The 23,655-nt window shown below is 58.8% G+C and carries 1 protein-coding gene; it reads left to right on the top strand.

Annotated elements, in window-relative coordinates:
* Window positions 1-37 precede the first annotated feature (37 nt).
* The gene (locus PCI15_RS19260; protein ID WP_271271532.1) at window positions 38-23,584 is read left to right on the top strand and encodes a cadherin-like domain-containing protein; all 23,547 of its coding nucleotides are present in this window, start codon (window positions 38-40) and stop codon (window positions 23,582-23,584) included.
* Window positions 23,585-23,655 lie beyond the last annotated feature (71 nt).

Raw genomic sequence — 23,655 nt, 5'->3', positions numbered from 1 at the left:
TTACAAATACCTCCAGGGGTATTCAAGCGAGGTCGGTATGGCTGATACCAGGGTTGATGTAGTTATTATCAGTGTTGAAGGTGATGTAGTGCTGCTGTCGGAAGATGGCAAGGTACGAGCCGCCACAGCTGAAGAAAAACTGTATCCTGGCGACAAGATCATTACAGCGGACAATAGTGCTGTTGTGGTGGATCTGAGTAGTGGCGAAGCGCGCCTGCCAGCCGGCAGTACTGCCCTGGTTGTGACAGACCCGGAAACCGGAGAGACCAGCCTTAACATTCAGACTCTGGCCGGACAATCTGAAATCGACGGTGAACTCTCTGCTATCGAACAACTGATTCTGGCGGGTGCTGACCCGACAGAGCTGCTGGAAGAAACCGCCGCCGGTGCACAGGGTGGCAACGGGGTTGCCAGTGATGGTGGCTTTAATACGCTGGGTGAAATCACCCGCAGCGGCGAATCGGTAATCGCAACCTCTGGTTTTGAAAGTGAATCAACGGTTGATCCGAATGCAACTGACGGCGATACCTCTGAGTTTGTGGATATCAATAATCTGCAGCCTGTTACTTCTGCAACGGATGCACCGACAATTACCATAGTGGAAGATTCCAATAACGATGGTGTCATCAACGGCAATGAGTTATCCGGTTTAATTAATGTAACGGTTGGACTGCCGGCCGGTGCGGCTGTTGGTGATCTCCTGACGGTTACTGACGGTACAGCGCCACAGGTCATTGTGCTGACTGCTGCTGATATTGCTGCCGGAGAAATAAGCACGGGGTTCAGTGCGCCGGTAAGTGGCAGTACGCTGGATGTATCTGCAACAATTACCAATCCTCAGGGCTTTGTATCGCCTCCCGGAACCGGGTCTGTCACGGTTGATACTGTGGCTCCAACTGTTGCCATCACACTGTCGGACGATGCCCTGCAGGCCAATGAGACCAGCACGGTGACCTTCACCTTCAGTGAAGCGCCGGTTGGCTTTGATCTGTCGGATGTGACCAGCCCGAACGGCACCCTCAGCGGCTTAACCGTTGATCCGTCCAACCCGCTGGTATACACCGCCACCTTCACGCCTGCCACGGATGTCGAAGACGCCAGTAATGTGATTACCGTCAGCACGGATTACACCGATGCCGCGGGCAATACGGGCGTGGGTAGCAGCTCTGCCAACTATGAAGTGGATACCCTTGCACCGACCCTGAGCATCAGCGCGGCCGACAGCAATTTATCGGCGGGCGAGACCACAGTACTGACGTTCCAGTTCAGTGAAGACGTCACCGGCTTTGCGCTGGGCGACATCACGGCGGTCGGCGGCACCCTGGCGAACTTCACCCAGGTGGATGGTGACACCTACACCGTTGAGTTCACCCAGTCCGGCAGTGATACGCCGTCGGTTACGGTGGACAATGACAGCTACACCGATAACGCGGGCAACAACGGCACCGGCGACAGCCTGGCGATGACTGCTGACATTGTCCCGCCAGCAGTACCGACGGTTGCCGGCCAGTTAACCAATGATGCAACCCCGTTAATTACCGGCACCGCTGGCAATAACGGACCATTGGCCCCGGGAGAACTGCTGACTGTCACCGTAAATGGTGCGACGTATACCAATGTACCTGTGGATGCTTCCGGCAACTGGAGTATTGATACAGGCACGGCTGTGCCATCCAGTGGTACCTTGGGCAGCTTTACTGACGGCACTTATGATGTTGTTGCAGTGGTAACCGATGCAGCAGGAAACAGCAGTACTGATGCCAGTAGCAATGAGCTTGTTATTGACTTATCCGCATCTGCTTCAATCAGTGTCAATAACATTACTCCGGATGATATTGTTGATACGGCTGAAGCGTCAGGAATCATTGCAGTTAGCGGAACGGTAGGCGGAGACGCCTCAGCCGGGGATGCCATTGTTTTTACAGTCAACGGTACCGTTTATACAGGTACGGTTAATGCGGACAACACGACCTGGAGTGTGAACGTTTCCGGTGCGGATCTGGCTGCTGATACCAGTTTTGCTGTGACGTTGTCTGGCAGTGACGATGCCGGTAATCCATTTACGGCAACTGTTGTTTCTTCACACGCAACCCAGATTGCCCCGGTCAATACCGTGCCTGGTGCACTGACCGTTGATGAAGACAGTCTGCTGCAGGTGGCGGGTGTTAGTGTTGATGATCCGGATGGTAATCTGGCCACGGTTCAGCTGAGTGTGACCGACGGTGTTTTGAACGTGAGTCTGGCCGGTGGGGCAACGATAAGCAGCGGAGCAAACGGTGGCGCTACCCTTACATTGAGTGGTACTCAGGCGCAGATCAACGCGGCACTATCCACCCTGACTTATCAGGGAGGCGCGAACTTTAACGGCACCGATAGCCTGACAGTTACTTCGACTGACAGTTCGGGTACACCTTTGAGTGATACCGATAGCATCAGCATCACCGTCACCCCGGTGGATGATGCCTTTACTGATGATAATGAGAACATCAGCGTGGCCGAAGACAGCGGCACCAGCACAGGTTCGGTAATAACCGGCACCTCCAGTGTGGACGGTCCGGTAACGGTCGCCAGCTTCACAGTGGATACCGGCACCGGTTCACAGAGCAGCTTTAATGCCGGTGATACCGCCACCATTACCGGCGTCGGTACAATCAGCTTATTAGCCAACGGTACTTACAGCTTTACCCCGAACGCGGACTATAACGGTCCGGTCCCTGTGGTGACTTACACCCTGACCGACGGCAGCAGCACGGATACTTCTACGCTGAGCATCACGGTTACGCCGGTGGATGATGCCTTCACCGATGCTGACGAAGCGGTCTCTGTTGCTGAAGACAGCGGCACCAGTACCGGTTCAGTGTTAACCGGCACTTCCAGCGTGGACGGCCCGGTGACCGTTGCCAGCTTCACAGTGGATACAGGTACCGGCTCGCAGAGCAGCTTCAGTGCGGGCGATACCGCCACCATTACCGACGTGGGTACGATTACCCTGGCTGCGAACGGCACCTACAGCTTTACGCCAGTGGCGGACTATAACGGCCCGGTCCCTGTGGTGACTTACACCCTGACCGACGGCAGCAGCACGGATACTTCTACGCTGAGCATCACGGTTACGCCGGTGGATGATGCCTTTACTGATGACAATGAGAGCATCAGCGTGGCCGAAGACAGCGGCATCAGTACCGGTTCGGTCCTCACCGGCACCTCCAGTGTGGATGGCCCGGTGACGGTCGCTAGCTTCACCGTTGATACCGGCACCGGATCGCAGACCAGCTTTACGGCAGGGCAGACCGCGACCATTAGCGGCGTCGGTACAATCAGCTTATTGGCCAACGGCACTTACAGCTTCACGCCAGTGGCGGACTACAACGGCCCGGTGCCGGTAGTGAGCTACACCCTGACCGACGGCAGCAGCACGGATACTTCCACGCTGAGCATCACGGTTACGCCGGTGGATGATGCCTTTACTGATGACAATGAGAGCATCAGCGTGGCCGAAGACAGCGGTACGACGACTGGCTCCTTGCTGACCGGCACCTCCAGTGTGGATGGCCCGGTAACCGTTGCCAGCTTCACCGTCGATACCGGCACCGGTTCACAAAGCAGCTTTAATGCCGGCGATACCGCCACCATTACCGGCGTGGGTACGATTACCCTGGTTGCAAATGGCACCTACAGCTTTACGCCGAACGCGAACTACAACGGTCCGGTGCCAGTGGTGACTTACACCCTGACCGACGGCAGCAGCACGGATACCTCCACGCTGAGCATCACGGTGACCCCGGTGGATGATGCCTTTACTGATGATAATGAGAACATCAGCGTGGCCGAAGACAGCGGCACGACTACAGGCTCCGTGTTGACCGGCACTTCCAGCGTGGATGGCCCGGTGACGGTCGCCAGCTTCACCGTCGATACCGGCACCGGTGTTCAGACCAGCTTCAGTGCGGGTGATACCGCCACCATTACCGGCGTGGGTACGATTACCCTGGCTGCGAACGGCACCTACAGCTTTACGCCGAACGCGAACTACAACGGTCCGGTGCCAGTGGTGACTTACACCCTGACCGACGGCAGCAGCACGGATACCTCCACGCTGAGCATCACGGTTACTCCGGTGGACGATGCCTTTACTGATGATAATGAGAACATCAGCGTGGCCGAAGACAGCGGCACCAGTACAGGTTCGGTAATAACCGGCACCTCCAGTGTGGACGGCCCGGTAACCGTTGCCAGCTTCACGGTGGATACCGGCACCGGTGTTCAGACCAGCTTCAGTGCGGGTGATACCGCCACCATTACCGGCGTCGGTACGATCAGCTTATTAGCCAACGGCACTTACAGCTTTACGCCAGCGGCGGACTACAACGGTCCGGTGCCAGTGGTGACTTACACCCTGACCGACGGCAGCAGCACGGATACTTCCACGCTAGCCATCACCGTCACCCCGGTGGATGATGCCTTCACCGATGCTGACGAAGCGATCTCAGTAGCCGAAGACAGCGGCACGACGACCGGTTCTGTCCTCACAGGCACCTCCAGTGTGGACGGTCCGGTAACCGTTGCCAGCTTCACGGTAGATACCGGCACCGGTTCACAGAGCAGCTTTACGGCAGGGCAGACCGCCACCATTACCGGCGTCGGTACGATTACCCTGGCTGCGAACGGCACCTACAGCTTTACGCCGAACGCGAACTACAACGGCCCGGTGCCGGTAGTGACCTACACCCTGACCGACGGCAGTAGCACGGATACTTCTACGCTGAGCATCACGGTGACCCCGGTGGATGATGCCTTCACTGATGCTGACGAAGCGATCTCTGTTGCTGAAGACAGCGGCACCAGCACAGGTTCGGTAATAACCGGCACAAGCAGTGTGGATGGCCCGGTAACCGTTGCCAGCTTCACGGTGGATACCGGCACCGGCTCGCAGAGCAGCTTCAGTGCGGGTGATACCGCCACCATTACCGGCGTGGGTACGATCAGCTTATTAGCCAACGGCACCTACAGTTTTACCCCGAATGCCGACTATAACGGACCGGTCCCTGTGGTGACTTACACCCTGACCGACGGCAGCAGCACGGATATTTCCACGCTAGCCATCACCGTCACGCCGGTGGATGATGCCTTCACCGATGCTGACGAAGCGATCTCAGTAGCCGAAGACAGCGGCACGACGACCGGTTCTGTCCTCACAGGCACCTCCAGTGTGGACGGCCCGGTAACCGTTGCCAGCTTCACCGTCGATACCGGCACCGGTGTTCAGACCAGCTTCAGTGCGGGTGATACCGCCACCATTACCGGTGTGGGTACGATTACCCTGGCTGCGAACGGCACTTACAGCTTCACGCCGAACGCGAACTACAACGGTCCGGTGCCTGTGGTGACTTATACCCTGACCGACGGCAGCAGCACGGATACCTCCACGCTGAGCATCACGGTGACCCCGGTGGATGACGCCTTTACTGATGATAATGAGAACATCAGCGTGGCCGAAGACAGCGGCATCAGTACCGGTTCGGTCCTCACGGGGACCAGCAGTGTGGACGGCCCGGTAACCGTTGCCAGCTTCACGGTGGATACCGGCACCGGTGTTCAGACCAGCTTCAGTGCGGGTGATACCGCCACCATTACCGGCGTCGGCACAATCAGCTTATTGGCCAACGGTACTTACAGCTTTACGCCGAACGCGAACTACAACGGCCCGGTGCCGGTAGTGACCTACACCCTGACCGACGGCAGCAGCACGGATACCTCTACGCTGAGCATCACGGTGACCCCGGTGGATGATGCCTTCACTGATGCTGACGAAGCGATCTCTGTTGCTGAAGACAGCGGCACCAGTACAGGTTCGGTAATAACCGGCACCTCCAGTGTGGACGGCCCGGTAACCGTTGCCAGCTTCACGGTGGATACCGGCACCGGTGTTCAGACCAGCTTCAGTGCGGGTGATACCGCCACCATTACCGGCGTCGGTACGATCAGCTTATTAGCCAACGGCACTTACAGCTTTACGCCAGCGGCGGACTACAACGGTCCGGTGCCAGTGGTGACTTACACCCTGACCGACGGCAGCAGCACGGATACCTCTACGCTGAGCATCACGGTGACCCCGGTGGACGATGCCTTTACTGATGACAATGAGAACATCAGCGTGGCCGAAGACAGCGGCACGACTACAGGCTCCGTGTTGACCGGCACTTCCAGCGTGGATGGCCCGGTGACAGTCGCCAGCTTCACGGTGGATACCGGCACCGGTGCTCAAACCAGCTTCAGTGCGGGCGATACCGCCACCATTACCGGCGTGGGTACGATTACCCTGGCTGCAAATGGCACCTACAGCTTTACGCCAGTGGCGGACTACAACGGCCCGGTGCCGGTAGTGAGCTACACCCTGACCGACGGCAGCAGCACGGATACTTCCACGCTGAGCATCACGGTTACGCCGGTGGATGATGCCTTCACCGATGCTGACGAGAGCATCAGCGTGGCCGAAGACAGCGGTACCAGCACAGGTTCGGTCCTCACGGGGACTAGCAGTGTGGATGGCCCGGTGACAGTCGCCAGCTTCACGGTGGATACCGGCACCGGTGCTCAAACCAGCTTCAGTGCGGGCGATACCGCCACCATTACCGACGTGGGTACGATTACCCTGGCTGCGAACGGCACCTACAGCTTTACGCCAGTGGCGGACTATAACGGCCCGGTCCCTGTGGTGACTTATACCCTGACCGACGGCAGCAGCACGGATACCTCTACGCTGAGCATCACGGTGACCCCGGTGGCCGATGCCTTTACTGATGACAATGAGAACATCAGCGTGGCCGAAGACAGCGGCACGACTACAGGCTCCGTGTTGTCCGGCACTTCCAGCGTGGACGGTCCGGTAACCGTTGCCAGCTTCACGGTGGATACCGGCACCGGCTCACAGAGCAACTTTACGGCAGGGCAGACCGCCACCATTACCGGCGTGGGTACGATTACCCTGGCTGCGAACGGCACTTACAGCTTTACGCCAGCGGCGGACTATAACGGCCCGGTCCCTGTGGTGACTTACACCCTGACCGACGGCAGCAGCACGGATACTTCCACGCTAGCCATCACCGTCACGCCGGTGGATGATGCCTTCACCGATGCTGACGAAGCGATCTCAGTAGCCGAAGACAGCGGCACGACGACCGGTTCTGTCCTCACAGGCACCTCCAGTGTGGACGGTCCGGTAACCGTTGCCAGCTTCACCGTCGATACCGGCACCGGTGTTCAGACCAGCTTCAGTGCGGGTGATACCGCCACCATTACCGGTGTGGGTACGATTACCCTGGCTGCGAACGGCACTTACAGCTTCACGCCGAACGCGAACTACAACGGTCCGGTGCCTGTGGTGACTTATACCCTGACCGACGGCAGCAGCACGGATACCTCCACGCTGAGCATCACGGTGACCCCGGTGGATGATGCCTTTACTGATGATAATGAGAACATCAGCGTGGCCGAAGACAGCGGCACGACTACAGGCTCCGTGTTGACCGGCACTTCCAGCGTGGATGGCCCGGTGACGGTCGCCAGCTTCACCGTCGATACCGGCACCGGTGTTCAGACCAGCTTCAGTGCGGGTGATACCGCCACCATTACCGGCGTCGGCACAATCAGCTTATTGGCCAACGGTACTTACAGCTTTACGCCGAACGCGAACTACAACGGCCCGGTGCCGGTAGTGACCTACACCCTGACCGACGGCAGCAGCACGGATACCTCTACGCTGAGCATCACGGTGACCCCGGTGGATGATGCCTTCACTGATGCTGACGAAGCGATCTCTGTTGCTGAAGACAGCGGCACCAGTACAGGTTCGGTAATAACCGGCACCTCCAGTGTGGACGGCCCGGTAACCGTTGCCAGCTTCACGGTGGATACCGGCACCGGTGTTCAGACCAGCTTCAGTGCGGGTGATACCGCCACCATTACCGGCGTCGGTACGATCAGCTTATTAGCCAACGGCACTTACAGCTTTACGCCAGCGGCGGACTACAACGGTCCGGTGCCAGTGGTGACTTACACCCTGACCGACGGCAGCAGCACGGATACTTCCACGCTAGCCATCACCGTCACCCCGGTGGATGATGCCTTCACCGATGCTGACGAAGCGATCTCAGTAGCCGAAGACAGCGGCACGACGACCGGTTCTGTCCTCACAGGCACCTCCAGTGTGGACGGTCCGGTAACCGTTGCCAGCTTCACCGTCGATACCGGCACCGGTGCACAGACCAGCTTTACGGCAGGGCAGACCGCCACCATTACCGGCGTCGGTACGATTACCCTGGCTGCGAACGGCACCTACAGCTTTACGCCGAACGCGAACTACAACGGCCCGGTGCCGGTAGTGACCTACACCCTGACCGACGGCAGTAGCACGGATACTTCTACGCTGAGCATCACGGTGACCCCGGTGGATGATGCCTTCACTGATGCTGACGAAGCGATCTCTGTTGCTGAAGACAGCGGCACCAGCACAGGTTCGGTAATAACCGGCACAAGCAGTGTGGATGGCCCGGTAACCGTTGCCAGCTTCACGGTGGATACCGGCACCGGCTCGCAGAGCAGCTTCAGTGCGGGTGATACCGCCACCATTACCGGCGTGGGTACGATCAGCTTATTAGCCAACGGCACCTACAGTTTTACCCCGAATGCCGACTATAACGGACCGGTCCCTGTGGTGACTTACACCCTGACCGACGGCAGCAGCACGGATATTTCCACGCTAGCCATCACCGTCACGCCGGTGGATGATGCCTTCACCGATGCTGACGAAGCGATCTCAGTAGCCGAAGACAGCGGCACGACGACCGGTTCTGTCCTCACAGGCACCTCCAGTGTGGACGGCCCGGTAACCGTTGCCAGCTTCACCGTCGATACCGGCACCGGTGTTCAGACCAGCTTCAGTGCGGGTGATACCGCCACCATTACCGGTGTGGGTACGATTACCCTGGCTGCGAACGGCACTTACAGCTTCACGCCGAACGCGAACTATAACGGCCCGGTTCCTGTAGTCACCTACACCCTGACCGACGGCAGCAGCACGGATACCTCTACGCTGAGCATCACGGTGACCCCGGTGGATGATGCCTTCACTGATGCTGACGAAGCGATCTCTGTTGCTGAAGACAGCGGCACCAGTACAGGTTCGGTAATAACCGGCACCTCCAGTGTGGACGGCCCGGTAACCGTTGCCAGCTTCACGGTGGATACCGGCACCGGTGTTCAGACCAGCTTCAGTGCGGGCGATACCGCCACCATTACCGGTGTGGGTACGATTACCCTGGCTGCGAACGGCACCTACAGCTTTACCCCGAACGCGGACTACAACGGTCCGGTCCCTGTGGTGACTTACACTCTGACCGACGGCAGCAGCACGGATACCTCCACGCTGAGCATCACGGTTACTCCGGTGGATGACGCCTTTACTGATGATAATGAGAACATCAGCGTGGCCGAAGACAGCGGCATCAGTACCGGTTCGGTCCTCACGGGGACCAGCAGTGTGGACGGCCCGGTAACCGTTGCCAGCTTCACGGTGGATACCGGCACCGGTGTTCAGACCAGCTTCAGTGCGGGTGATACCGCCACCATTACCGGCGTCGGCACAATCAGCTTATTGGCCAACGGTACTTACAGCTTTACGCCGAACGCGAACTACAACGGCCCGGTGCCGGTAGTGACCTACACCCTGACCGACGGCAGCAGCACGGATACCTCTACGCTGAGCATCACGGTGACCCCGGTGGATGATGCCTTCACTGATGCTGACGAAGCGATCTCTGTTGCTGAAGACAGCGGCACCAGTACAGGTTCGGTAATAACCGGCACCTCCAGTGTGGACGGCCCGGTAACCGTTGCCAGCTTCACGGTGGATACCGGCACCGGTGTTCAGACCAGCTTCAGTGCGGGTGATACCGCCACCATTACCGGCGTCGGTACGATCAGCTTATTAGCCAACGGCACTTACAGCTTTACGCCAGCGGCGGACTACAACGGTCCGGTGCCAGTGGTGACTTACACCCTGACCGACGGCAGCAGCACGGATACTTCCACGCTAGCCATCACCGTCACCCCGGTGGATGATGCCTTCACCGATGCTGACGAAGCGATCTCAGTAGCCGAAGACAGCGGCACGACGACCGGTTCTGTCCTCACAGGCACCTCCAGTGTGGACGGTCCGGTAACCGTTGCCAGCTTCACCGTCGATACCGGCACCGGTGCACAGACCAGCTTTACGGCAGGGCAGACCGCCACCATTACCGGCGTCGGTACGATTACCCTGGCTGCGAACGGCACCTACAGCTTTACGCCGAACGCGAACTACAACGGCCCGGTGCCGGTAGTGACCTACACCCTGACCGACGGCAGTAGCACGGATACTTCTACGCTGAGCATCACGGTGACCCCGGTGGATGATGCCTTCACTGATGCTGACGAAGCGATCTCTGTTGCTGAAGACAGCGGCACCAGCACAGGTTCGGTAATAACCGGCACAAGCAGTGTGGATGGCCCGGTAACCGTTGCCAGCTTCACGGTGGATACCGGCACCGGCTCGCAGAGCAGCTTCAGTGCGGGTGATACCGCCACCATTACCGGCGTGGGTACGATCAGCTTATTAGCCAACGGCACCTACAGTTTTACCCCGAATGCCGACTATAACGGACCGGTCCCTGTGGTGACTTACACCCTGACCGACGGCAGCAGCACGGATACCTCTACGCTGAGCATCACGGTGACGCCGGTGGATGATGCCTTCACCGATGCTGACGAAGCGATCTCAGTAGCCGAAGACAGCGGCACGACGACCGGTTCTGTCCTCACAGGCACCTCCAGTGTGGACGGCCCGGTGACAGTCGCCAGCTTCACCGTCGATACCGGCACCGGTGCTCAGACCAGCTTCAGTGCGGGCGATACCGCCACCATTACCGGTGTGGGTACGATTACCCTGGCTGCGAACGGCACCTACAGCTTTACCCCGAACGCGGACTACAACGGTCCGGTCCCTGTGGTGACTTACACCCTGACCGATGGCAGCAGCACGGATACCTCTACGCTGAGCATCACGGTGACCCCGGTGGATGATGCCTTTACTGATGACAATGAGAGCATCAGCGTGGCTGAAGACAGCGGCACGACGACCGGTTCTGTGCTGACCGGCACTTCCAGCGTGGATGGCCCGGTGACAGTCGCCAGCTTCACGGTGGATACCGGCACCGGTGCTCAGACCAGCTTCAGTGCGGGTGATACCGCCACCATTACCGGCGTGGGTACGATTACCCTGGCTGCGAACGGCACCTACAGCTTCACGCCGAACGCGAACTATAACGGCCCGGTTCCTGTAGTCACCTACACCCTGACCGACGGCAGCAGCACGGATACTTCTACGCTGAGCATCACCGTGACCCCGGTGGATGATGCCTTCACCGATGCTGACGAAGCGATCTCAGTAGCCGAAGACAGCGGCACCAGTACAGGTTCGGTCCTCACCGGCACAAGCAGTGTGGACGGCCCGGTGACGGTCGCCAGTTTCACCGTCGATACCGGCACCGGTTCACAGAGCAACTTTACGGCAGGGCAGACCGCGACCATTAGCGGTGTCGGCACAATCAGCTTATTGGCCAACGGCACTTACAGCTTCACGCCGAACGCGAACTACAACGGTCCTGTCCCTGTGGTGACTTACACCCTGACCGACGGCAGCAGCACGGATACTTCTACGCTGAGCATCACGGTCACGCCGGTGGATGACGCCTTCACCGATGCCAACGAAGTGATCTCAGTAGCCGAAGACAGCGGCACCAGTACAGGTTCTGTCCTCACGGGGACCAGCAGTGTGGACGGCCCGGTAACCGTTGCCAGCTTCACCGTCGATACCGGCACCGGTGTTCAGACCAGCTTCAGTGCGGGTGATACCGCCACCATTACCGGTGTGGGTACGATTACCCTGGCTGCGAACGGCACTTACAGCTTCACGCCGAACGCGAACTACAACGGTCCGGTGCCTGTGGTGACTTATACCCTGACCGACGGCAGCAGCACGGATACCTCCACGCTGAGCATCACGGTGACCCCGGTGGATGATGCCTTTACTGATGATAATGAGAACATCAGCGTGGCCGAAGACAGCGGCACGACTACAGGCTCCGTGTTGACCGGCACTTCCAGCGTGGATGGCCCGGTGACGGTCGCCAGCTTCACCGTCGATACCGGCACCGGTGTTCAGACCAGCTTCAGTGCGGGTGATACCGCCACCATTACCGGCGTCGGCACAATCAGCTTATTGGCCAACGGTACTTACAGCTTTACGCCGAACGCGAACTACAACGGCCCGGTGCCGGTAGTGACCTACACCCTGACCGACGGCAGCAGCACGGATACCTCTACGCTGAGCATCACGGTGACCCCGGTGGATGATGCCTTCACTGATGCTGACGAAGCGATCTCTGTTGCTGAAGACAGCGGCACCAGTACAGGTTCGGTAATAACCGGCACCTCCAGTGTGGACGGCCCGGTAACCGTTGCCAGCTTCACGGTGGATACCGGCACCGGTGTTCAGACCAGCTTCAGTGCGGGTGATACCGCCACCATTACCGGCGTCGGTACGATCAGCTTATTAGCCAACGGCACTTACAGCTTTACGCCAGCGGCGGACTACAACGGTCCGGTCCCTGTGGTGACTTACACCCTGACCGACGGCAGCAGCACGGATACTTCCACGCTAGCCATCACCGTCACCCCGGTGGATGATGCCTTCACCGATGCTGACGAAGCGATCTCAGTAGCCGAAGACAGCGGCACGACGACCGGTTCTGTCCTCACAGGCACCTCCAGTGTGGACGGTCCGGTAACCGTTGCCAGCTTCACCGTCGATACCGGCACCGGTGCACAGACCAGCTTTACGGCAGGGCAGACCGCCACCATTACCGGCGTCGGTACGATTACCCTGGCTGCGAACGGCACCTACAGCTTTACGCCGAACGCGAACTACAACGGCCCGGTGCCGGTAGTGACCTACACCCTGACCGACGGCAGTAGCACGGATACTTCTACGCTGAGCATCACGGTGACCCCGGTGGATGATGCCTTCACTGATGCTGACGAAGCGATCTCTGTTGCTGAAGACAGCGGCACCAGTACAGGTTCGGTAATAACCGGCACCTCCAGCGTGGATGGCCCGGTGACAGTCGCCAGCTTCACGGTGGATACCGGCACCGGTGCTCAAACCAGCTTCAGTGCGGGCGATACCGCCACCATTACCGGCGTGGGTACGATTACCCTGGCTGCAAATGGCACCTACAGCTTTACGCCAGTGGCGGACTACAACGGCCCGGTGCCGGTAGTGAGCTACACCCTGACCGACGGCAGCAGCACGGATACTTCTACGCTGAGCATCACGGTGACCCCGGTGGATGATGCCTTCACTGATGCTGACGAAGCGATCTCTGTTGCTGAAGACAGCGGCACCAGCACAGGTTCGGTAATAACCGGCACAAGCAGTGTGGATGGCCCGGTAACCGTTGCCAGCTTCACGGTGGATACCGGCACCGGCTCGCAGAGCAGCTTCAGTGCGGGTGATACTGCCACCATTACCGGCGTGGGTACGATCAGCTTATTAGCCAACGGCACCTACAGTTTTACCCCGAATGCCGACTATAACGGACCGGTCCCTGTGGTGACTTACACCCTGACCGACGGCAGCAGCACGGATACCTCTACGCTGAGCATCACGGTGACGCCGGTGGATGATGCCTTCACCGATGCTGACGAAGCGATCTCAGTAGCCGAAGACAGCGGCACGACGACCGGTTCTGTCCTCACGGGGACCAGCAGTGTGGACGGCCCGGTAACCGTTGCCAGCTTCACCGTCGATACCGGCACCGGTGTTCAGACCAGCTTCAGTGCGGGTGATACCGCCACCATTACCGGTGTGGGTACGATTACCCTGGCTGCGAACGGCACTTACAGCTTCACGCCGAACGCGAACTACAACGGTCCGGTGCCTGTGGTGACTTATACCCTGACCGACGGCAGCAGCACGGATACCTCCACGCTGAGCATCACGGTGACCCCGGTGGATGATGCCTTTACTGATGATAATGAGAACATCAGCGTGGCCGAAGACAGCGGCACGACTACAGGCTCCGTGTTGACCGGCACTTCCAGCGTGGATGGCCCGGTGACGGTCGCCAGCTTCACCGTCGATACCGGCACCGGTGTTCAGACCAGCTTCAGTGCGGGTGATACCGCCACCATTACCGGCGTCGGCACAATCAGCTTATTGGCCAACGGTACTTACAGCTTTACGCCGAACGCGAACTACAACGGCCCGGTGCCGGTAGTGACCTACACCCTGACCGACGGCAGCAGCACGGATACCTCTACGCTGAGCATCACGGTGACCCCGGTGGATGATGCCTTCACTGATGCTGACGAAGCGATCTCTGTTGCTGAAGACAGCGGCACCAGTACAGGTTCGGTAATAACCGGCACCTCCAGTGTGGACGGCCCGGTAACCGTTGCCAGCTTCACGGTGGATACCGGCACCGGTGTTCAGACCAGCTTCAGTGCGGGTGATACCGCCACCATTACCGGCGTCGGTACGATCAGCTTATTAGCCAACGGCACTTACAGCTTTACGCCAGCGGCGGACTACAACGGTCCGGTGCCAGTGGTGACTTACACCCTGACCGACGGCAGCAGCACGGATACTTCCACGCTAGCCATCACCGTCACCCCGGTGGATGATGCCTTCACCGATGCTGACGAAGCGATCTCAGTAGCCGAAGACAGCGGCACGACGACCGGTTCTGTCCTCACAGGCACCTCCAGTGTGGACGGTCCGGTAACCGTTGCCAGCTTCACCGTCGATACCGGCACCGGTGCACAGACCAGCTTTACGGCAGGGCAGACCGCCACCATTACCGGCGTCGGTACGATTACCCTGGCTGCGAACGGCACCTACAGCTTTACGCCGAACGCGAACTACAACGGCCCGGTGCCGGTAGTGACCTACACCCTGACCGACGGCAGTAGCACGGATACTTCTACGCTGAGCATCACGGTGACCCCGGTGGATGATGCCTTCACTGATGCTGACGAAGCGATCTCTGTTGCTGAAGACAGCGGCACCAGCACAGGTTCGGTAATAACCGGCACAAGCAGTGTGGATGGCCCGGTAACCGTTGCCAGCTTCACGGTGGATACCGGCACCGGCTCGCAGAGCAGCTTCAGTGCGGGTGATACCGCCACCATTACCGGCGTGGGTACGATCAGCTTATTAGCCAACGGCACCTACAGTTTTACCCCGAATGCCGACTATAACGGACCGGTCCCTGTGGTGACTTACACCCTGACCGACGGCAGCAGCACGGATATTTCCACGCTAGCCATCACCGTCACGCCGGTGGATGATGCCTTCACCGATGCTGACGAAGCGATCTCAGTAGCCGAAGACAGCGGCACGACGACCGGTTCTGTCCTCACAGGCACCTCCAGTGTGGACGGCCCGGTAACCGTTGCCAGCTTCACCGTCGATACCGGCACCGGTGTTCAGACCAGCTTCAGTGCGGGTGATACCGCCACCATTACCGGTGTGGGTACGATTACCCTGGCTGCGAACGGCACTTACAGCTTCACGCCGAACGCGAACTATAACGGCCCGGTTCCTGTAGTCACCTACACCCTGACCGACGGCAGCAGCACGGATACCTCTACGCTGAGCATCACGGTGACCCCGGTGGATGATGCCTTCACTGATGCTGACGAAGCGATCTCTGTTGCTGAAGACAGCGGCACCAGTACAGGTTCGGTAATAACCGGCACCTCCAGTGTGGACGGCCCGGTAACCGTTGCCAGCTTCACGGTGGATACCGGCACCGGTGTTCAGACCAGCTTCAGTGCGGGCGATACCGCCACCATTACCGGTGTGGGTACGATTACCCTGGCTGCGAACGGCACCTACAGCTTTACCCCGAACGCGGACTACAACGGTCCGGTCCCTGTGGTGACTTACACTCTGACCGACGGCAGCAGCACGGATACCTCCACGCTGAGCATCACGGTTACTCCGGTGGATGACGCCTTTACTGATGATAATGAGAACATCAGCGTGGCCGAAGACAGCGGCATCAGTACCGGTTCGGTCCTCACGGGGACCAGCAGTGTGGACGGCCCGGTAACCGTTGCCAGCTTCACGGTGGATACCGGCACCGGTGTTCAGACCAGCTTCAGTGCGGGTGATACCGCCACCATTACCGGCGTCGGCACAATCAGCTTATTGGCCAACGGTACTTACAGCTTTACGCCGAACGCGAACTACAACGGCCCGGTGCCGGTAGTGACCTACACCCTGACCGACGGCAGCAGCACGGATACCTCTACGCTGAGCATCACGGTGACCCCGGTGGATGATGCCTTCACTGATGCTGACGAAGCGATCTCTGTTGCTGAAGACAGCGGCACCAGTACAGGTTCGGTAATAACCGGCACCTCCAGTGTGGACGGCCCGGTAACCGTTGCCAGCTTCACGGTGGATACCGGCACCGGTGTTCAGACCAGCTTCAGTGCGGGTGATACCGCCACCATTACCGGCGTCGGTACGATCAGCTTATTAGCCAACGGCACTTACAGCTTTACGCCAGCGGCGGACTACAACGGTCCGGTGCCAGTGGTGACTTACACCCTGACCGACGGCAGCAGCACGGATACTTCCACGCTAGCCATCACCGTCACCCCGGTGGATGATGCCTTCACCGATGCTGACGAAGCGATCTCAGTAGCCGAAGACAGCGGCACGACGACCGGTTCTGTCCTCACAGGCACCTCCAGTGTGGACGGTCCGGTAACCGTTGCCAGCTTCACCGTCGATACCGGCACCGGTGCACAGACCAGCTTTACGGCAGGGCAGACCGCCACCATTACCGGCGTCGGTACGATTACCCTGGCTGCGAACGGCACCTACAGCTTTACGCCGAACGCGAACTACAACGGCCCGGTGCCGGTAGTGACCTACACCCTGACCGACGGCAGTAGCACGGATACTTCTACGCTGAGCATCACGGTGACCCCGGTGGATGATGCCTTCACTGATGCTGACGAAGCGATCTCTGTTGCTGAAGACAGCGGCACCAGCACAGGTTCGGTAATAACCGGCACAAGCAGTGTGGATGGCCCGGTAACCGTTGCCAGCTTCACGGTGGATACCGGCACCGGCTCGCAGAGCAGCTTCAGTGCGGGTGATACCGCCACCATTACCGGCGTGGGTACGATCAGCTTATTAGCCAACGGCACCTACAGTTTTACCCCGAATGCCGACTATAACGGACCGGTCCCTGTGGTGACTTACACCCTGACCGACGGCAGCAGCACGGATACCTCTACGCTGAGCATCACGGTGACGCCGGTGGATGATGCCTTCACCGATGCTGACGAAGCGATCTCAGTAGCCGAAGACAGCGGCACGACGACCGGTTCTGTCCTCACAGGCACCTCCAGTGTGGACGGCCCGGTGACAGTCGCCAGCTTCACCGTCGATACCGGCACCGGTGCTCAGACCAGCTTCAGTGCGGGCGATACCGCCACCATTACCGGTGTGGGTACGATTACCCTGGCTGCGAACGGCACCTACAGCTTTACCCCGAACGCGGACTACAACGGTCCGGTCCCTGTGGTGACTTACACCCTGACCGATGGCAGCAGCACGGATACCTCTACGCTGAGCATCACGGTGACCCCGGTGGATGATGCCTTTACTGATGACAATGAGAGCATCAGCGTGGCTGAAGACAGCGGCACGACGACCGGTTCTGTGCTGACCGGCACTTCCAGCGTGGATGGCCCGGTGACAGTCGCCAGCTTCACGGTGGATACCGGCACCGGTGCTCAGACCAGCTTCAGTGCGGGTGATACCGCCACCATTACCGGCGTGGGTACGATTACCCTGGCTGCGAACGGCACCTACAGCTTCACGCCGAACGCGAACTATAACGGCCCGGTTCCTGTAGTCACCTACACCCTGACCGACGGCAGCAGCACGGATACTTCTACGCTGAGCATCACCGTGACCCCGGTGGATGATGCCTTCACCGATGCTGACGAAGCGATCTCAGTAGCCGAAGACAGCGGCACCAGTACAGGTTCGGTCCTCACCGGCACAAGCAGTGTGGACGGCCCGGTGACGGTCGCCAGTTTCACCGTCGATACCGGCACCGGTTCACAGAGCAACTTTACGGCAGGGCAGACCGCGACCATTAGCGGTGTCGGCACAATCAGCTTATTGGCCAACGGCACTTACAGCTTCACGCCGAACGCGAACTACAACGGTCCTGTCCCTGTGGTGACTTACACCCTGACCGACGGCAGCAGCACGGATACTTCTACGCTGAGCATCACGGTCACGCCGGTGGATGACGCCTTCACCGATGCCAACGAAGTGATCTCAGTAGCCGAAGACAGCGGCACCAGTACAGGTTCGGTCCTCACCGGCACAAGCAGTGTGGACGGCCCGGTGACGGTCGCCAGTTTCACCGTCGATACCGGCACCGGTTCACAGAACAGCTTTACGGCAGGGCAGACCGCGACCATTACCGGTGTCGGCACGATCAGCTTATGGGCCAACGGTACTTACAGCTTTACGCCAGTGGCGGACTATAACGGCCCGGCCCCTGTGGTGACCTACACCCTGACCGACGGCAGCAGCACGGATACCTCTACGCTGAGCATCACGGTGACCCCGGTGGACGATGCCTTTACTGATGACAATGAGAACATCAGCGTGGCCGAAGACAGCGGCACCAGTACAGGTTCGGTAATAACCGGCACCTCCAGCGTGGATGGCCCGGTGACAGTCGCCAGCTTCACGGTGGATACCGGCACCGGTGCTCAAACCAGCTTCAGTGCGGGCGATACCGCCACCATTACCGGCGTGGGTACGATTACCCTGGCTGCAAATGGCACCTACAGCTTTACGCCAGTGGCGGACTACAACGGCCCGGTGCCGGTAGTGAGCTACACCCTGACCGACGGCAGCAGCACGGATACTTCTACGCTGAGCATCACGGTGACCCCGGTGGATGATGCCTTCACTGATGCTGACGAAGCGATCTCTGTTGCTGAAGACAGCGGCACCAGCACAGGTTCGGTAATAACCGGCACAAGCAGTGTGGATGGCCCGGTAACCGTTGCCAGCTTCACGGTGGATACCGGCACCGGCTCGCAGAGCAGCTTCAGTGCGGGTGATACTGCCACCATTACCGGCGTGGGTACGATCAGCTTATTAGCCAACGGCACCTACAGTTTTACCCCGAATGCCGACTATAACGGACCGGTCCCTGTGGTGACTTACACCCTGACCGACGGCAGCAGCACGGATACTTCCACGCTGAGCATCACGGTGACGCCGGTGGATGATGCCTTCACCGATGCTGACGAAGCGATCTCAGTAGCCGAAGACAGCGGCACGACGACCGGTTCTGTCCTCACGGGGACCAGCAGTGTGGACGGCCCGGTAACCGTTGCCAGCTTCACCGTCGATACCGGCACCGGTGTTCAGACCAGCTTCAGTGCGGGTGATACCGCCACCATTACCGGTGTGGGTACGATTACCCTGGCTGCGAACGGCACTTACAGCTTCACGCCGAACGCGAACTACAACGGTCCGGTGCCTGTGGTGACTTATACCCTGACCGACGGCAGCAGCACGGATACCTCTACGCTGAGCATCACCGTCACCCCGGTGGATGATGCCTTCACTGATGCTGACGAAGCGATCTCAGTAGCCGAAGACAGCGGCACCAGTACCGGTTCGGTATTAACCGGCACCTCCAGTGTGGACGGCCCGGTAACCGTTGCCAGCTTCACGGTGGATACCGGCACCGGTTCACAGAGCAGCTTCAGTGCGGGTGATACGGCGACCATTACCGGCGTGGGTACGATTACCCTGGTTGCAAATGGCACCTACAGCTTTACGCCGAACGCGGACTATAACGGTCCGGTGCCTGTGGTGACTTACACCCTGACCGACGGCAGCAGCACGGATACCTCTACGCTGAGCATCACGGTGACCCCGGTGGATGATGCCTTTACTGATGCTGACGAAGCGATCTCTGTTGCTGAAGACAGCGGCACCAGTACCGGTTCCGTCCTCACGGGCACCTCCAGTGTGGACGGCCCGGTAACCGTTGCCAGCTTCACGGTGGATACCGGCACCGGTGTTCAGAGCAGCTTCAGTGCGGGTGATACCGCCACCATTACCGACGTCGGTACGATCAGCTTATTGGCCAACGGCACTTACAGCTTTACGCCGAACGCGGACTATAACGGTCCGGTCCCTGTGGTGACTTACACTCTGACCGACGGCAGCAGCACGGATACCTCTACGCTGAGCATCACGGTGACCCCGGTGGACGATGCCTTCACTGATGACAATGAGAGCATCAGCGTGGCCGAAGACAGCGGCATCAGTACCGGTTCTGTCCTCACGGGGACCAGCAGTGTGGACGGCCCGGTAACCGTTGCCAGCTTCACCGTCGATACCGGCACCGGTGTTCAGAGCAGCTTCAGTGCGGGTGATACCGCCACCATTACCGGCGTCGGTACGATCAGCTTATTGGCCAACGGCACTTACAGCTTTACGCCAGCGGCGGACTACAACGGCCCGGTCCCTGTGGTGACTTACACCCTGACCGACGGCAGCAGCACGGATACTTCCACGCTGACCATCACCGTGGCCCCGGTGGACGATGCCTTTACTGATGATAATGAGAACATCAGCGTGGCCGAAGACAGCGGCACCAGTACCGGTTCTGTCCTCACGGGGACCAGCAGTGTGGACGGCCCGGTAACCGTTGCCAGCTTCACCGTCGATACCGGCACCGGTGTTCAGAGCAGCTTCAGTGCGGGTGATACCGCCACCATTACCGGCGTCGGTACGATCAGCTTATTGGCCAACGGCACTTACAGCTTTACGCCAGCGGCGGACTACAACGGCCCGGTCCCTGTGGTGACTTACACCCTGACCGACGGCAGCAGCACGGATACTTCCACGCTGACCATCACCGTGGCCCCGGTGGATGATGCCTTTACTGATGACAATGAGAACATCAGCGTGGCCGAAGACAGCGGCACGACTACAGGCTCCGTGTTGACCGGCACTTCCAGCGTGGATGGCCCGGTGACAGTCGCCAGCTTCACGGTGGATACCGGCACCGGTGCTCAAACCAGCTTCAGTGCGGGCGATACCGCCACCATTACCGGCGTGGGTACGATTACCCTGGCTGCGAACGGCACCTACAGCTTTACGCCAGTGGCGGACTACAACGGCCCGGTGCCGGTAGTGAGCTACACCCTGACCGACGGCAGCAGCACGGATACTTCCACGCTAGCCATCACCGTGACCCCGGTAGATGACGCCTTCACTGATGCTGACGAGAACATCAGCGTGGCTGAAGACAGCGGCACGACGACAGGCTCCGTGTTGACCGGCACTTCCAGCGTGGATGGCCCGGTGACAGTCGCCAGCTTCACGGTGGATACCGGCACCGGTGCTCAAACCAGCTTCAGTGCGGGCGATACCGTCACCATTACCGGCGTGGGTACGATTACCCTGGCTGCAAATGGCACTTACAGCTTCACGCCGAACGCGAACTACAACGGTCCGGTCCCTGTGGTGACTTACACTCTGACCGACGGCAGCAGCACGGATACCTCTACGCTGACAGTGAACGTTACTTCAGTGACTGATCTCACTGCCGGAAATGACAGTGCTTCGACTGCAGAAGATGTAGCTCTGAACGGATCAGTTGCTGGTAATGACAGCACCACCAGTGGCGGTACGCTCACTTATACAATGGCAACAGATGTGTCTGACGGCACGCTGGTGTTTAACACCGACGGTACTTACACCTATACCCCGGCTGAAAATTTCAGCGGTAATGACAGCTTTACTTATACCGTGACCGACAGTCTTACGGGTGAGAGCCTGACCCGTACGGTGGCACTGCAGGTGACGCCGGTGGCTGACACACCGGATCTGTGGGTGGTGCCGAATGTACAGGGTGTGTATCAGCCGCTGACGCAGATAAATACTTCAGCGAATGTTTCCCAATCGAATATTGAAAGTCAGCTTGGTCTGAACAATAACGTTCTGGATACTTTTAATCCGCCTTCCGGCGCGGTCACGGATAACGGCAATGTGGACGCAACCCGTGGTGATGTGGTGACGTATGAAGCCAATCTGGAAGCAGGTGATACGCTTGCACTGGACTGGACTTTTAACAACGGTGAAACCAGCCAGAACTTTATCAGCAGTGGCTATAACGATCTGGCGTTTGCGGTAATTACCGATCCGAACGGCAATACCACCATCGTGCAGCTGAGCTCATCGGAACAGGTCTGGAGCAGTTCCGGTGCGGGCAGCGCATCCGGCACCCAGTCTGTTACTGCAACAGTACCCGGTACGTATCAGGTTTCCTTCATTGTTATGAACGGTAGGGACCAGAGCGTACATTCAAATCTGAATGTTACCGGCTATCAGTTGACCCAGTCAGACGGTACAGTTCTGAATGAAGCCTCTGTACCGCTGGCGATCTCTGCCGGTCTGAGGGACAGTTCAGAAACCCTTACCATTCAGATCAGTGGTGTGCCGGCTGGCGCTACTCTGAGTGCCGGTATCAATAACGGCGGTGGTGTCTGGACGCTGACTCAGGCTGAGCTGGAAGGTCTGATGCTGACACCGGCAAGTGGATTTACTGGCGATATCAATCTGACTGTCACCGCCACATCCACAGAAAGCAACGGTTCAACCAGCACGGCGACGGAAAATATTACGGTTAACATTGCCCAGACCACGAATGAGCAGGCGGGTAATCAGGGTAATAATACCCTGAACGGTACCGGTAATAATGACAACATCGACGGTTCCGGCGGCAATGATACGCTGAACGGCAACAACGGTAATGATCTGTTATCCGGCGGTACCGGAAACGATACCCTCAACGGTGGCAGCGGCAATGATATTCTCGACGGTGGTATCAGTAATGATACGCTCAACGGTAATTCCGGCCACGATCAGCTGCGGGGCGGTGACGGTACCGATACTCTGACCGGCGGCAGCGGTAATGACATTATCTGGGGGGATGCCGGTGACGACATCATCTTCGGTGGTCTGGGGACCGATCAGCTTTCGGGCGGTGACGGGGCTGACCGCTTCACGTATCTGTCCTCAGATGTGGGCGGTACTGTAGAGATTGATACTATTCTGGATTTTGATCAGAGCGAAGGCGACGTGCTGGATCTCACCAGTCTGCTGAATACCGCAGAAACGGCCAATAATCTGGATGCGTATCTGAACTTTGAAAAAGTCGGTAACGATACCCTGGTGCATGTGAACAGTGATGGTGACTACGTTTCCGGGAGTTCTATGTCACAGGAGAGCTCCAAGGATGACATGGTGATCAGGCTGCAGAACGTCGATCTGACCAATAACGGCGGGAATACCGATCTGGATATCCTGCAGCAGATGCTGGCTTCGGGTAGCCTGGAAACAATCTAGGTCTGCCTTACTGTCAGCAGAGTACATGCATAAAAAACCACTGCCTGTTGCAGGGGAGTGGTTTTTTTTGT

Source organism: Aliamphritea hakodatensis, assembly GCF_024347195.1.
GTDB classification, from domain to species: domain Bacteria; phylum Pseudomonadota; class Gammaproteobacteria; order Pseudomonadales; family Balneatricaceae; genus Amphritea; species Amphritea hakodatensis.
Note: the sequence above shows the minus strand (reverse complement) of the source record. Positions and strands in the feature narration are given on the sequence as shown.

Excerpts from the sequence above, each read along its gene's own strand:
- PCI15_RS19260 (WP_271271532.1), top strand. The coding sequence starts at position 38 with ATGGCTGATACCAGGGTTGATGTAGTTATTATCAGTGTTGAAGGTGAT.